The following is a 14,847-nucleotide window of genomic DNA, read 5'->3' as shown; positions in this document are numbered from 1 at the left end:
TGGCCGCCCGGTGGCCCCGCAAGTGCCGATTTCCCCGCGCTGGCAAGGAAAGAGGCCGGTAGTCGGCGCCAAGAACTGGTAGTTGTCGCCCGGGCCGCGCCCGGCGTGTCGAGGCGCGGATCCGCGGCGCTCAGGGAGAAGGCAGACACCGGATGACCCGTTCACCCTTGCTGGCGGCTGAGCGACGACATGCCACCCGCTCCGCGAACCGCCGCGTGCCGCCGAGCGGTGCAATCGGCATGCTCCTACTGACCGTCACCGGCATAGGCGCGGGCCTGCAAGGAATACAGCTCCGCGTAGCGGCCGGCGGCCTTGAGCAGGACGGCATGGGTGCCCTGCTCCACCACCGTTCCCTTGTGCAGGACGTAAATCCAGTCGGCGTGGCGGACGCTGGCCAGGCGGTGGGTGATCAGCACCACGGTGCGGCCGCCGGCCAGCTCGCGCAGGGACTCGTAGACGGCGAACTCGGCCTTGGCGTCGAGCGGGGCGGTGGGCTCGTCGCAGATCAGGACGGGTGCGTCGCGGAAGATGCCGCGGGCGATGGCCAAGCGCTGCCACTGGCCGCCCGACAGCTCGCGGCCGCCCCGGAAGTGCTTGGACAGCACGGTGTTCCAGCCCTGTGGCAGGTCGTCGACGACCTCGTCGGCGCGCGCGAGGGCGGCGGCGGACCGCAGGGAGCGGTCGCCGGGATCGGGCCGGTCGTGCCGGCCGATGCGGACGTTGGTGTGGGCCGTGTGCGGCCACCGCACGGCGTCCTGTGGCACCAGCACCACCCGGTCGGCCAGCGAATCGGGGGAGATGTGGGCGACATCCACACCGTCCCACTCGATCGTGCCGGCAGCCGGCCGGTACAGGCCGGCGATCACCTTGGCCAGCGTGGTCTTGCCGGACCCGTTCTCGCCCACCAGGGCGACCGTGCGGCCGTGCCGGATCACCATGTCGACCCCGTGCAGGCACGGCTCCCCGCCGGGGTAGGCGAAACCCACCCCGCGCAAGGTGATCGCGGCGGGCGCGGCGGGCGCCTCCAGCTCGCCCGCCGGCCGCTGCCTACCGTCCGCGTCGGCGACGAACGCGAGGTAGTCCGCGATGTACAGGGACTGCTCGAACACTAGATTGGCGGCCAGCACCAGCCGGGTCAGCGCGGCGGTCGCCGACCGGATGGCGACGACCGCCGCACCGGCCACGGCCAGCGGCAACCAGCCCGCGTGCAGCATGAGCAACAGCACCGCGTACGTGCCGGCCGTTCCGACCGCGGCCAGGGCCCGGCCGACCGCGCCGATTCGTGCCTGTGCCACGGCGACCCGCGTTCGCTGATCGCGGTACGCCTCGGCGAGCGTGCGGTACTCGCCGAGCACGAACGGCGCGGCCTGGCAGGCCCGCAACTCCGCGGCGGACTCCCGCTCGGTCGCGAGACCGTTGACCATCCACAGCCGACGCAGCAGGCTCACCGTCCGTGCGGAACCCAGGTAACCCAACCGCGCCGACCGCAGCACGGCCCACGCCTGCGGCAGCAGTCCCAGCATCAGGACCGGCAGCAGCACCGGATGCATGACGGCCAGGCTGACCGCGGCCGCCGCCACGCCGACACCGGCGCCCACCAGCTCGACCAGGTTGTCGCCGGCCCGATCCAGATGGTCCAGCCCCTGGTCCCGGGCGCGGTGCATCCGGTCGTAGAACCGGTCGTCGTCGAAGGCGACCAGCTCCACGTCCAGCGCGGCGGCGAGCAGCCTTAACTCGGCCACCCGATGCACTGCCGGGCCGACCCGCGCGTGGGCCAGGGCCACGCCGGCGTCCAGCGCGCCCTTGAGCGCGTAGACGGACGCCAGCAGCAGCACCGGGCCCACCGCCGCGGCCACCCCACCGCTGAGCAGTTGCTGGAGCGTCGCGCTGGTTTCCAGCAGCCCGGTGGCCGCGGCCACGCCGGACGCCAGTTGCAGCACGAGCACGGTCAGCGCCGCCCCGGGCGCGGCGGCCCGGATGATGCCCAGCACGGGCCGAACGGTCCCGGGCAGCCTCCGCACCAGCCGCCAGAGTCCCAGCTCGGCGTCCCGGGCGTCGTCCAGCCGCCAGTACGGGGACTCCAGCTCCTGCTCAAGCATGGGGCAGCAACACCGTCGGCAGGTCACAGCCGGGATGCATCCGCAGCAGCTGGTACGCCACTCCGCCCAGGCCCGGGAGCAGGCCGGGGGAGAAGGCGTCCCGGGCCAACCCGGAAACCGCGCCGAACTCCTCCAGCCCACCGATCACGTGGGCGTCCAACTCGCGTCTGTCCAACCCGGCCGGCCCGACGCCGGCGGAAATCGCCTCCTGCACCACCTCCCAACATCCCAGGTCGCCGTGACACAACGTGTGGTTCCAGCCGAAGCTAGCGGGCCAGACCGACCGGGCGCTCCGACGCAGCACGTCGAGGTGTCGGGGGTGCCCGGCGCGCCGCCAGAGGTCGGCCGCCGCGACCCCTATTCCCGCAGCTCCATGGCACCAGGCGGTGCCGATTCGGTCTTCTTCGCGGTTGTCAAGCCAGCCGTTGCGGTCGATCTTGTAGTTGGCCTCCTCGTACCGTTCGGCGGCCCCCGCGACGGCCGCGTAGCGGTCGTCGCCGGTGGCCAGGGCCAACCGGGCCAGCGCCCAGCCGATGCCCGTCGACCCGTGGGCGAAGCCACCGAGCCCGGCCGGCCAGCGGATCGAGGCCCAGTGCGCCCGGCCTTCGACGATCTGTGCCGCCTCGACCAGCCGGCCGCCGATGTCCCTGGCCTTGTCGACCGCGCCGATGTCGAGCAGCGGCACGACCGCGCCGGCCATGCCCATCAGCACGTCGTACTGCTGGTCGGCCGCCACTGCCGCGGCCAGGCCGTCGCAGCGGCGGTGGAACCAGATCTGCCCGCCGACGCCCAGATAGGCGCCGGCCTGCGGCGGCCGGTGGTCGGGGTGGTCTCGACGCCACTGCGCCATCTCCCCGGCTACGCCGTCGATCGACCGCACGGTGTCCTCCAGCAGCGAGTCGACGCCCGCCACGGGATCGGCTCGATCGGCGCGCACCTCGTGCTGGTAGCCGGCCAGCACCATCGCGACGCCGGCCGCGCCGCCGTACACGTCCGGGCTGAGCGGCCGCACCGTCCAGCCGGTGTCGTCCAGCACCGGCGCGATCCACGTCGCCGAACCGTCTTCGCCTCGGATCGCCGCTCGTACAAGCCGCTGCGTCAGCTCCGCGGCGAGCCGGCGACGGCGGCGATCCAGGTCGTCGGTGCGGATGACCGTCGGCCGCATCGGCTTGTCGTCCGGCAGCCAGCCGTCGTTGAGGTAGGCGCTGACCAGGGCCGCCTTGATCACCTCACGTTCCACCTCGACGTCGCCGCGCCGGAAGCGGTCCAGGGCCTCGGCGACCTCGGGAACGGCCGTGTAGAAAGGGATGTCGCCGGCCAGCAGGTCCTCGATCTCCGTCGACGTCAGCACCTTCGCGGCGCGCTCGACCGCCGCCGGCTGGTCGTGCAACGAGACCGGATGCCACAGCATGCGGCCGACCTCCGCGTACTGCTCGGTGGCGCGCTTGACGATTCGCACCTCGCAGGCGTGGAACGGCTCCAGCAGCGGCCCCAGCCGCCCCTCACGGTCCAGGGCGATCAGTTGCCTGGTCAGCTCGTCGAAGCCGGCCAGCACCTGCGGCCAGTGCTTCGACAGCGCCGGCTCCGGGCTGGGATGGTTGGCGGCGGACGGGATTTCCGCCGGCGCCAGGCCCACGCGTGCGGTGTCCGTGCCGAGGCCGAGGACCACCGGCAGCTCCGTCTGTGGCTGCTGGTCCGGCAGCGAGCCGACGGCCGACGTGTCGATGCCGCGCCAGCCCAGCGCTGTGCCCCGCCCCGGCAGCAGACCGGTCCGCAGCACCGAACCGCTGACCAGCGCCCGCGCCCGGTCCACGGCGATGCCGCCCAGCGAGGGCTCGATCGGTTCCAGCGGGGTGAACAGCGTCTCGCAGTCCACGACGACCGGGACCGGACCGCAGGCGATCAGGTTCTCCGCGTGCAGATCGCTGCCGCCGACCAGACGGGAGATCGCCAGCCAGTGCCCGATGCCGCGATAGAACCGCGCGAGTTCGTCGTCCGCGCAGTATCGATGGGTCACGAATTCAGCCCACCCGTAGCCGTCCCGCACCAGCACGTCGGGCACCCTGATCTTGACGTTGAGCGCGGCCAGCAGCGTCGACAAGGCCCGATCGACCGCCACCGAACGCGGCTTGTACACGGTGTTTCCGTTGGTGCAGCGCAGGATCGCCACCGTGCGGCCGTGACGGTGGCTGTCGCCGGCCCCGAAGGTCACCGTCAGCAGCTCACCTAGCGCCGGGTCGCGGTCGGCCGCGAACCGGGTGGCGAGCTCCAGCGCCGCCGCGCAGCGGTTGGCCACGATCACGTCCACCCGCGCCAGCAACGTCGGATAGTGCTCGGTCAACGAGTGCCAGAACTCACGCCGTGCCGCCAGCGCAAGGAACTCCGCCCACCGCTGTGCCGGGTCCGCACCCGTCAACCGGCCTGTCACCCGCGCGGCGTTCAGCTCCAGCACGAGCGTGCGGGTCACCTTGCGCCGCACCGTTTCCAGCAGCGCCGCGGCCGCGCCCTCGTGCAGCGCCCCTGCCTCGGCGGGGGTGAGGCCGGCGACACCGCGCAGCCCGGTTTCCAGGTTGTCCAGTGCCGGCCCGACCAGGCAGCCAAGACAATCGTCGAAATCGCCGGCCTCGGTCATCGCGGGCTCAGCAGCAGAGCCGGGTGCGCGACCCGGTGCAGGCCGTCCCACAGCCGTGCAGGGTGTCCGGCGGGATGCGGTTGGCCAGTTCCGACTCGGTGTGCTCGCCGCCGGTGTAGAGCGGGCCCGCCGGGTTGTCCGGCGCCTGGATGTCCGCACGCCACTGTGCCACGAGGTCTGTTGGCGACATCGGGTTCCCCTTTCGGTCGGGTACGGAACGAATCCAACGTAGGCCCGACCTTTTCGCTGGTGACAGAGCCGGGCGAGCGAGGGGCACGCTGCCTTCGGGGTGAAGGGTCGGAGGCGGACCCGGGAACCGCCCACACCCACAAGGAGTGGGTGGGCAGGCCCAGCTGCCTTTCGCGCCGATCCGGTGCCGGGCAGTCCCGATTTTCGGGGAGACCGATACCCGCCGTGACCGCAGACTCACCGCCATCGTTCGAACCGCAAGGGAGCGCATATGGACGAACAGTCGGATCCGCTTGATGCGAAGTTCATCCCGACCAATGCGGTCCCCGAGACGACGACCAGCAATCAGGCCTCGGACGTCCAGAACAGCGTGCAGGCCAGCAAGATCGAGGGCGGTGTGCACCTGCACGCGGTGGCCGGCCCGGTCGAGGACCTGGTGTCGGGTGGGCCCACCCCGCGCGAACTGGCCGCTGCCGGCGAGTTCTTCGTGCCTCGTGGCGGGCGCTTCGAGGAAGCGAGACAACGGCTGGCGCGGGACCGCGTGGTGCTGCTCGGCGGTAACGGGAACGGTTGGTACATCGCTGCGATCCACTTGCTGCGTCAGCACAGCAGGACCGACATCAAGGGCGTGAATCCGCCCCGCCACCTGAACCGCGAACGCGCCCGGCACCTCAAGGCCGGCTTCGGCTACGTGTGGCAGGTGCGGGAGCCTCTCGACGAATTCCAGTTCGAGGCCGTCCGCAACGCCGTGCGGGACGCGGGTGGGTACCTGGTCGTGTTGGTTCATCACCAGGACGAGATGCCAGACGCGTTGCGGGCCGAACTCGTGCCGCTGGTGGCGCCGAACTCGATGGCTGTTGCGGAAGCGTGTGTGCGCGCCACACACAGCATGGATGAGGACAAGCAGCTATGGGTGCTCACCGAGACTTTCGGGCGGTCGCTGCAGCTCGGTGCCTCGCCGCGCAAGGCCGCACGGGCGGCGGAACTGGCAGGGCGGATCGTCGCCGGCGACGTGGAGGCGGAAGAAGCGGTTCAACAGTTCGATGAGGAGCTCGCCGGCGCGGTGCGCAGGTGGTTCGACACCGGTCGACGGCTGACCGAGTACGTGGTGATGGTGGCAGTCGCGGTGTTGGAGCATCTGACGTCGAACCAGGTGTTCGAGGAGGCCGAAGAACTCGAGCAGGCGATTCGGGTTGCCGAGCTGCCGGAGGACAAGAAGCCTAGGCCGCGGCGGGTGTTCCAGTTCTCCCGCGACGAGTTGCTGGCCACGGTCGGTGCGAAGGTCGAGCGGCGGGAACATCGGCTTTACGCGGGGCTGACTGAGGAGACGGTGCGATTCGCCCGCAAGGACTGGGCACCGGCCCTGCTTTGTCATGCTTGGGCGCAGTACCCGGCATTGCAACCGATCCTGGCCGACTGGCTCGCGCGGACGTCGTTCGGAAAAGGCGTGACGGCGCTCTGCACGGTCGTGCTGGGCGTACCGGCGAGCGATCCGCTGCATTTCGTGCGCGATTTCGCCGGCGCCCCTCGGTCGTACAAGCGTATGTTCGCCGCGGCGACGCTATCGCAGCTGGCGCTCGAGCATGACCGTCGTGAACTCGTCGCCGAGACGTTGAACCTGTGGATCGAGCAGCGGTCCGGCGTGTGGCGGAAGACGACCGCCGCGATGGTGTACGGCCTACCGTACGGCACGAGGGAACCGGGGGAGGCCCTGAAGCAGCTGGAACGGCTCGGCCGCGCCGAGAGTCCGCAGCAGCAGAACTGGGTCGTGTGGGCTGTGCGAGAGCTGTTCCGACGGCCGGACAATCAGATCACCGTGCTCCAGGCGATGTGCCGCTGGGTGTATGTGGCGGATCGGACCGAGGGGCTGCGGACGATCGCGCTTTCCGTCGGCTGGGCGCTGGCCGGCATCGACCCCGATCCCGACTTCTGGTTCCCGCCGGCGGTCGGGCGGGATCGCCTGACAGTTCAGCGGTTGCTGGCGGCGCTGTTCTGGCATGTGCTTCGCGACGAGGTGTTCGGGGCGAGGGCGCTGCAGTCGATGCTGGAGTTGGCATTGTCCGCCCACTACGACCCCAAGGCGAGGGAGCGGCTGATCGAACTGTTCGATCTCGTGCTGGACGGGGGCAGCAGGCGGCTGGCGATCCGGCGGCTCACCGAGCACCATCCGCGGCACCGACGTCGGATTCGCCGGCTGTTCCGGCTCTTCGGGTTATTGGAAGGGCGGTCCTGGTTGGCGGTTCTGGCAGGGTGGGGGCATGGATCTCGACGAGTTGGTCAAGCGGCTTGATCTGGACACGAAGGCCGGGCTGGTGGCGGGGCAGGACCGGTGGTCGCTGCCGGCGGCGGCGCGGATCGGGCTGGCGTCGCTGGTGATGTCGGACGGGCCGATCGGCGTGCGGGGGACGAGGCAGACGCCGGACGACCCGTCGGTGGCGCTGCCGAGCCCGACGGCGCTGGCGGCGTGCTGGGATCCGGAGCTGGCGCGCGCCGTGGGGCGGCTGCTGGCGCAGGAGGCGAGGCGCAAGGGCGTCCACGTGCTGCTGGCGCCGACGGTGAACCTGCACCGGACGCCGCTTGGTGGGCGGCATTTCGAGTGCTACTCGGAGGATCCGCTGCTGACCGGGCTGGTGGGGGCCGGGTACGTGAGCGGCGTCCAGGACGGGGGTGTGGCGACGACGGTGAAGCACTTCGTGGCCAACGACTCGGAGACGCAGCGTTACACGGTGGACGTGCAAGCCGATGAGCGGACGTTGCGGGAGCTGTACCTCGCGCCGTTCGAGATCATCGTGAAGCAGGCGAAGCCGTGGGGAGTGATGGCGGCCTACAACTCGGTCAACGGGGCGACGATGACCGAGCACGGCCCGCTGCAGAACGGAATCCTGCGCGAGGAGTGGGGGTTCGACGGCTTCATCGTCTCGGACTGGACGGCGACCAGACACACGGAGCGGGCCGCGAAGGGCGGGCTGGACGTGGCGATGCCGGGCCCGATCACGCCGTTCGGGCCGGACCTGGCGGCGGCGGTCCGAGACGGCCGGGTGCCGGAGGACGTCCTGGACGCGATGGTCCGCCGGGTGCTGCTGCTGGCGGCGAGGGTGGGAATCCTGGACGGCGTGGAGCCGGCGGTGACGACGGTCCCGGAGCCGATCGACGGCGGCGCGCTGGCGCGGGAGGTGGCGGCGCGGTCGTTCGTGTTGCTGCACAACAAGGCGGATCTACTACCGCTGGACGCAACGAAGGCGGGAATGCTTGCGGTGCTCGGCGGCGCGGCGAACGACGCGAGGATCCTCGGTGGCGGCAGCGCGGTGGTGTTCCCGGAAGAGGTGATCTCGCCGTTGGACGGCCTCCGACAGGCCTTCCCGGACGTGACGTACGAGCTCGGCGCTGACCCCCGCACACAGCTGCCTCCGTTGGGGGACAACGCAGACCTCCGCTGGCGGGCCCTGGACGCGGACGGCGGCGAAGTCGCCACGGGGCCGCTGGAGAACGGCCAAATCCGGTGGATCGGCGAGGCGCCGGCCGGCGTGGACCCGAAGCGCGTGCGGTCGGTGGAGATCGCCGGCACGTTCACGCCGTTCGAGACGGGCCGGCAGACCTTCAGCTTCATCGGCCTCGGCCAGGCCCGGCTGGAGATCGGCGGCACGGTGCTGTTCGAGCAGTCGACCATGCCGAGCGGCGACGACCCGTTCACGGCGATCCTGAACCCGCGGGAAGAGCGTTTCGACGTCGATCTGCCGGCGGGGCAACCGGTCGAGGTGAGCTTCCGCCTCACGCCGCTGGGCCTGGAGCGCGGCATCAACAAGTACGTGTGGATCGCGCTGACCGTCGGCCACAGCGGCCCCGAGTCCGATCCGGAACGGCGCATCGAGAAGGCGGTCGCCGTCGCGAAGCACGCCGATGTGGCGGTGGTCGTGGTCGGCACGACGGACCAGAGCGAGAGCGAGGGTTTCGACCGCACGACGCTGGCGCTGCCGGGCCCACAGGATGAGTTGGTACGGCGGGTCGCCGAGGCCAATCCCCGCACGATCGTGGTGGTGAACGCCGGTTCGCCGGTGGAGATGCCCTGGGCCGACGACGTGGCGGCGGTGCTGCTCACGTGGTTCCCGGGCCAGGCCGCCGGTGCGGCGCTGGCCGACGTCCTCAACGGCGCCACCGAACCCGGCGGCCGGCTGCCGACGACGTGGCCGAAGCGCACCGAGGATTCCCCGGTGCTGAACGTGACGCCGACCGACGGCACGCTCCGCTACGAGGAGGGCGTGTTCATCGGCTACCGGGCCTGGCAGCGCGGCGACACCGAGCCGGCCTACTGGTTCGGCCACGGAATCGGCTACACGGATTGGGCGTACGAATCGGTGGAATTCGCACCGTCCGATGAGGACCCCGACATTCTCGGCACGGCGACGGTCGTTGTCCGCAATGCCGGCAATCGGCCCGGTCGCGAGGTTGTGCAGGCCTATCTGGCGCCGACCGAACCCGATTCCGAGCGGCCGCGCCGCTGGCTGGCCGGTTTCGCCTCCGTCACCGCCGAGCCCGGCCGCACGGCCACCGCGGTGATCACGGTCCCGCGCCGGTCGCGGCAGGTGTGGCGGGACGGCGGCTGGCGCGACGCCGTCGGCGGGCACCGGCTGGAGGTTGGACGCTCGGTGGCCGACCGGCGACTCACCGTTGACCTGAGCGCCGGTACAGTAGCCGGTTGACAGTGGGTTGTGTGGTTGTGCGAGGTGAGAGTTGGTGGGTGTGGCCACAGGGCGCGTGCTGCGGTTCGACGACGTGCGGGGCTTCGGGTTCATCGCGCCGGATTCCGGTAGCGAGGACGTTTTTGTGCACGCGAACGACCTCAGCGAGGACAAGTCGGTGTTCAAGCCGGGCACCACGGTCGAATTCGAGATCGAGGAGGGCGACCGGGGCCTGAAGGCCGTCGACGTGCGGCGCACGGGCGGCCGCGGCGGCGGCCGGGGCTCGGGCTACAGCGGTGGAGGTGGTGGCTCCGTGTCGGCGTTCGGCGCGGAGCTGACGGAGGCGTTGCTGGTCGAGGTGCCGGACCTGACCGGGGCGCAGATCGTGCGGATCCGCCAGACGGTCGCCGATGTGGCCCGGTCCCGCGGCGTCTCGCTCTAGCGGAAGCGGGCGGCGGCCACGGCCGCCCGTTTTCCCGACCAGCTCGTCCTGACCCTCGGCCATTTCTGGATCATGGGGGCAGGAAAATCCGGACTCCCCTTGCCGGTATCGGGTTAACACCGATAACTTCGCAGTGTTGCGTGACAACGCTGTCACGCCCACTGGGGAATGCGCACACAAGGGGAGTGGGCCTTGTCAGTCAGCACCGATTTGTCCGCGCGTGCCGTCGACCGCACGAGGGGGTGCCCGTTCGCCGCCGCGGCCGGGCACGAGGAGACCGACCTGAACGGGCCCGTGGCGCGGGTGCGCACGCCCGCCGGCATCGACGCCTGGATGGTCAACCGGTACGACGACGTCCGTGACGTGCTCAGCGACGCCACCCGGTTCAGCTCGGGCGCCGGCTCGATCAACCACATGCTGCCCCGGATGTGGCCGCCGCAGCCGATGGAGCCCGGCGACTTCAACCGCATGGACGGCGCGGAGCACCTGCGGTTCCGGCGTGCCTTCGGCATCGAACTCGGCGCGGCCAAGCGGATCGACAAACTGCGGCCCGAGGTGCAGCGCATCGTCGACGAGCGGCTGGACGCCATCGCCGGCGCCGAGCAGCCCGTCGACCTGCACGAGCTGTTCTCCAAGCCGGTGACGACCGCGGTCATCGCGGACCTGATGGACGTGCCCTACGAGGACCGCCAGCTGTTCCACGACTCGGCGTCCGCGGCCCTGGACATCAACATCGACGTGGAGACGGCGACCGCCGCGTTCGACAAGCTCAAGGCGTACGTGCGCAAGCTGCTGGTCGACCGCCGCGAGAACCCCGGCGACGACGCGCTCAGCCACATCATCACCCGCAGCGAGGCCGGCGAGAAGCCGTTCACCGACGACGAGCTGGAGTCGATCGGGTTCGCCCTGATCTCCGCCGGCTTCGACGTCACGGCCGGCATGCTCACCTTCATCATGCTGACCCTGTTCGAGTTCCCGGACGAGATGGCCCGGCTGGTCGAGGACCCGTCGCTGGCGCCGACCGCCGTCGACGAGTTCGTCCGCTACCTGCCGGGCAACGTCGGCATCCTGCGCCAGGCCATCGTCGACACCGAGATCGCCGGCGTCCAGATCAAGGCGGGCGACTACGTGCTGGCCGGCATCGGCGCCGGGTCGCACGACGCGGAGGTCTTCCCGGACCCCGAGAAGCTCGACCTGGCCCGCACGCCCAACTCGCACCTCAACTTCGGCCGTGGCCCGCACGCCTGCGTCGGCCAGCAGCTGGCTCGGCTCGAACTGCGGGTGGCGCTGGAGACGGTGCTGCGGCGGGTGCCGTCGCTGCGCTGCGCGGTGCCGGTGTCCGAGGTGCCGCTGCGCGAGGACAACATCGTGCCCGGTCCCGCCCATCTGCCCGTGTTGTTCGACGAAGTGCTGCCGGCGCAGGCGCAGTAGGAGACATCTCGTGATCCACATCGAGACCGACACCGACCTCTGCATCGCCTCGGGTGTGTGCGCACTGGCCGCACCCGCGGTGTTCGACCAGGACGAGGACACCGGCCTGGTGGTGCTGCTGGACGCCGACCCGGCCGAGGAGCAGGCCGTCGCCGTGCGTGAGGCGGCCACCATGTGTCCCAACGCGGTCATCAGGCTGACCGAGCGCGGCTGAGACAGGACAGGGCGCCACCCGCGGTCGCGGGTGGCGCCCTGGTTGTCCATCGGCCGAGGTTCCGACCGACTAGTGACGCGGGTCACCTCCGACGAGCTTGGTCAAACGACCGAACATGCGGGCCACCCTGGTGGTGGGCCGGGTGGGGCGGCACACGGGCTCGTACGTCCCGCAGTGCAGTCGCTCCGCGCCGGTGCTGGTGGTCGCGACCACGGTCGCGTGGCCACAGCCCGGGCACGGGGCGACGGTGCCATCCGGATCGGGAATGCCTAATACACTCACCAGGCGGCCTCCAGGACCAGTCTGTCCATGCCTCCAGTCTCCCATCCCGGCCGCTTCGGGTGGAGCGGACATCGCCCCCGGGCGCGTCGGACGCCGCCGCCGGTTGCGCTGATCAGGCCCGATGGGTACGGGCCAAGCCCCTGCTGGGGCCGGGATTTGTGTGCTAGGCATGACGGATGATCGAGGCGGGGACGGAAGTTCACGAGGCGGCGCGGGCGCGGGCGGACTCGGCGGCGGAGCAGGCCGGGGTGACGGTGCGGCTGGTGCACGAACTGCCGGAGCTGGACCAGGTTCGTGTGCTGCTCGACCGGGTGTGGCGGCCGGACCCGACGAACCCGCCGACCACGCTGGAACTGTTGCGAGTCGTCTCGCACCTCGGCAGCTATGTGGCGGCGGCGTACCGCGGCGACACGATGGTCGGCGCGACAATGGGGTTCTTCGGCCCGCCGGACACCCGAAGCCTGCACTCGCACATCACCGGCGTGCTGCCGGACGGGCAGGTCCGCGGCGTCGGGTTCGCGCTGAAGACGCACCAGCGCGTGTGGGCGCTGGACAACGGGCTGCGCATGATCGGCTGGACCTTCGACCCGCTGGTGTCCCGCAACGCGCACTTCAACCTGGCCAAGCTGGGCGCGCGCTGCCATGTGTACCTGGAGTCCTTCTACGGCGACATGCCCGATGAGCTCAACGCCGGCGACGAGAGCGACCGCATCCTGCTGGAGTGGGATCTCGCGGACCCGGTCGTCACACGGGCACTGGCCGGGCATCCGGTCGAGCGGGCGGCGGATGCGTTGGTGGCGTTGGACATTGACGGCGAGCAACGGCCGGTCCCGGGCGAGATCAAGGGCCGCCATGTGGAAGTCCGCATCCCGGCCGACATCTACGCCGTGCGCAAGGCGCAGCCCGAGGCCGCGCTGCGCTGGCGCCTCGCGGTGCGCGACGTGCTCGGCGGTCTGCTGGCCGACGGTGCCGTGATCACCGGATTCAGCCGTGAGGGTGGATATCTGCTCGACCGCGGGGAGGACGCGTGAAGATCGAGGGCCTTGAGCTGCGCTGGGCGACGCTGCCGCTGGTGGGCGCGTTCCGGACGTCGTTCGGCAGCGAGAGCACCCGGGACCTGTTGCTGCTGCGGCTGGTCACCGACCAGGGCGAGGGCTGGTCGGAGTGCGTGGCCATGGCCGCGCCGGTGTACTCGCCGGAATACGTGGACGCCGCCGCACACGTGATCGAGCACGTGCTGTTCCCGGAGATCACCGCACTGTCCGATCCGGACGTTCACGCCGTTTCCCGTGCCATGCAACGATTTCACGGCCACCAGATGGCCAAGGCCGCGCTGGAGACGGCCTTCCTCGACGCCGAGCTGCGCGCCCTTGACCTGTCGCTGGCCCGCTATCTCGGCGGCGCGGTCGACCGCGTGGCCTCCGGTGTTTCGGTCGGCATCATGGACACCATCCCGCAGCTGCTCGACGCCGTGGCCGGCTATCTCGACCAGGGCTACGTGCGGATCAAGCTGAAGATCGAGCCCGGCTGGGACGTGGAGCCGGTGCGCGCGGTCCGGGAACGCTTCGGCGACGAGGTGCCGCTCCAGGTCGACGCCAACACCGCCTACACCGTCGGCGACGCGCGGCAGCTGGCCAAGCTCGACCCGTTCGACCTCCTGCTGATCGAGCAGCCGCTGCCCGAGGACGACCTGCTCGGGCACGCCCAGCTGGCCCGGCTGGTGCGCACGCCCATCTGCCTGGACGAGTCCATCACCTCGGCCAAGGTCGCGGCCGACGCCATCAGCCTCGGCGCATGCGCCATCGTGAACATCAAACCGGGACGGGTCGGCGGCTATCTGGAGTCCCGCCGCGTGCACGACGTCTGTCAGGCCCACGGCGTGCCCGTGTGGTGCGGCGGGATGCTGGAGACCGGGATCGGGCGGGCGGCCAACCTGGCGCTGGCCTCGCTGCCCGGGTTCACCCTGCCCGGTGACACCTCGGCGTCCGACCGCTACTACCACCGGGACGTCACCGAGCCGTTCACACTCGAGAACGGGCACGTCCGCGTGCCGACCGGGCCGGGAATCGGCGTCACCCCCGTACCCGAGATTCTGCACGAACTGACGACCGACACCCGTTGGTTGCCGGCAAACGGGTGAAGGAATCGTTTTAATTGTTCTAGACCTCCGGTGACCCGGCGGATTCATCAATGTATACCTCGGTGTGTGCTGGGTCTCTCCGCCTTGCGCCACTGAATCGAATCTGCTCAGATAATGAGGTACCGTCGCCTTGTCTCTGGGGGCAAGAAAATGCAGTACCTTCGCCGGATCGGCGTGCTCGCCGCTTCCGCCGCCGTCGCCATCGCCCTCTCCGCCGGGGCAGCGCAGGCCAACCCGCCGTCGCTGTCGGACGTCGTCACGGACACCACCCTGTCCGCCACGACCTTCGTTCCGGGCCAGCAGGTCCACGCGACCTGGCACTTCAACACCGCGTACGCGCCACAGGTGACCGCCGTCCAACTGTGGCTCGCGCACTCCACGGGGATGGGCCACGCGCCCAACACGCTCATCAAGACGAGCGTGGATCCGAAATCCGGAGCCGTCGACTTCACGGTGCCCAATGTGACGCCGAGCAGGCCGGGCAACATCTGGATTTTCGACATCGTCTGGCTCAACGGGAACGGTCAGCAGACCGAACTGTCACTGACGAACGTCACCGTGGCGTGAGATGACCGGGTCGGGCGCTCCGCCGCCGCGCCCGCCCGGTCACCGACATTCTTCCCTTTTTTCGACGCCCGAGTTGGTTCAGGCGATTTACATTGTCCGGGCGCTCGGTGTGAACAATTGTTGACGAGCAGTGGCACGACACGAGGCCGCGGGGCACACGCCCCGCGGCCTCGCC

At 70.5% G+C, this 14,847-nt stretch carries 11 protein-coding genes; 8 read left to right on the top strand and 3 right to left on the bottom strand.

Translation table 11 applies throughout. The annotated features are described in order from the left end of the window. Nucleotides 1–245: 245 nt before the first annotated feature. Genes AB0M73_RS09805 through AB0M73_RS09795 form a run of 3 tightly spaced genes read right to left on the bottom strand, consistent with a single transcriptional unit; the run spans nt 246 to nt 4,921 of the window. Nucleotides 246–2,099: an ABC transporter ATP-binding protein gene (locus AB0M73_RS09805; RefSeq protein ID WP_363889190.1), complete on the bottom strand. Its 1,854-nt coding sequence runs from the start codon at nt 2,097–2,099 to the stop codon at nt 246–248. After that, the gene (locus AB0M73_RS09800) at nt 2,092–4,731 is read right to left on the bottom strand and encodes a type 2 lanthipeptide synthetase LanM family protein (protein ID WP_363889188.1); all 2,640 of its coding nucleotides are present in this window, start codon (nt 4,729–4,731) and stop codon (nt 2,092–2,094) included. Before AB0M73_RS09800 ends, AB0M73_RS09805 begins: the two co-directional genes overlap by 8 nt. Nucleotides 4,732–4,738: 7 nt before the next feature. Next, nucleotides 4,739–4,921: a DUF6229 family protein gene (locus AB0M73_RS09795; protein WP_363889186.1), complete on the bottom strand. Its 183-nt coding sequence runs from the start codon at nt 4,919–4,921 to the stop codon at nt 4,739–4,741. A 270-nt stretch (nt 4,922–5,191) separates the two neighbouring features. Between AB0M73_RS09795 and AB0M73_RS09790 the strand changes: the two genes are divergently transcribed. The 8 genes from AB0M73_RS09790 (at nt 5,192) to AB0M73_RS09755 (ending at nt 14,672) form a co-directional block, all read left to right on the top strand. Further along, nucleotides 5,192–7,210, top strand: coding sequence for a hypothetical protein (locus AB0M73_RS09790; protein ID WP_363889184.1), 2,019 nt, complete (start codon nt 5,192–5,194; stop codon nt 7,208–7,210). Continuing rightward, the gene (locus AB0M73_RS09785) at nt 7,179–9,617 is read left to right on the top strand and encodes a glycoside hydrolase family 3 C-terminal domain-containing protein (protein ID WP_363889182.1); all 2,439 of its coding nucleotides are present in this window, start codon (nt 7,179–7,181) and stop codon (nt 9,615–9,617) included. Before AB0M73_RS09790 ends, AB0M73_RS09785 begins: the two co-directional genes overlap by 32 nt. A gap of 40 nt (nt 9,618–9,657) precedes the next feature. Further along, complete coding sequence (locus AB0M73_RS09780; protein ID WP_363889179.1) at nt 9,658–10,038, top strand: cold shock domain-containing protein; 381 nt, start codon at nt 9,658–9,660, stop codon at nt 10,036–10,038. Between the two features lie 192 nt (nt 10,039–10,230). Beyond that, nucleotides 10,231–11,469, top strand: coding sequence for a cytochrome P450 (locus AB0M73_RS09775; RefSeq protein WP_363889177.1), 1,239 nt, complete (start codon nt 10,231–10,233; stop codon nt 11,467–11,469). Between the two features lie 13 nt (nt 11,470–11,482). Continuing rightward, a complete protein-coding gene (locus tag AB0M73_RS09770; RefSeq protein WP_363889734.1) occupies nt 11,483–11,683 on the top strand; it encodes a ferredoxin in 201 nt (66 codons plus the stop codon). A gap of 458 nt (nt 11,684–12,141) precedes the next feature. Next, on the top strand, nt 12,142–12,996 hold the full coding sequence (locus tag AB0M73_RS09765; protein ID WP_363889175.1) for a GNAT family N-acetyltransferase: 855 nt from the start codon (nt 12,142–12,144) through the stop codon (nt 12,994–12,996). Beyond that, nucleotides 12,993–14,105: an o-succinylbenzoate synthase gene (gene menC / locus AB0M73_RS09760; RefSeq protein ID WP_363889173.1), complete on the top strand. Its 1,113-nt coding sequence runs from the start codon at nt 12,993–12,995 to the stop codon at nt 14,103–14,105. The genes AB0M73_RS09765 and menC overlap by 4 nt, the downstream gene beginning before the upstream one ends. A 150-nt stretch (nt 14,106–14,255) precedes the next feature. Continuing rightward, nucleotides 14,256–14,672 carry a hypothetical protein gene (locus tag AB0M73_RS09755; RefSeq protein ID WP_363889171.1) on the top strand — a complete coding sequence of 139 codons (417 nt, stop codon included), beginning with the start codon at nt 14,256–14,258 and terminating at the stop codon, nt 14,670–14,672. The last annotated feature ends 175 nt before the right edge of the window (nt 14,673–14,847 follow it).

The sequence above is a fragment of the Kutzneria sp. NPDC051319 genome (assembly GCF_040682195.1).
GTDB lineage: Bacteria > Actinomycetota > Actinomycetes > Mycobacteriales > Pseudonocardiaceae > Kutzneria.
The sequence above is the reverse complement of the archived record's forward strand: the minus strand, read 5'-3'. Positions and strand labels throughout refer to the sequence as shown.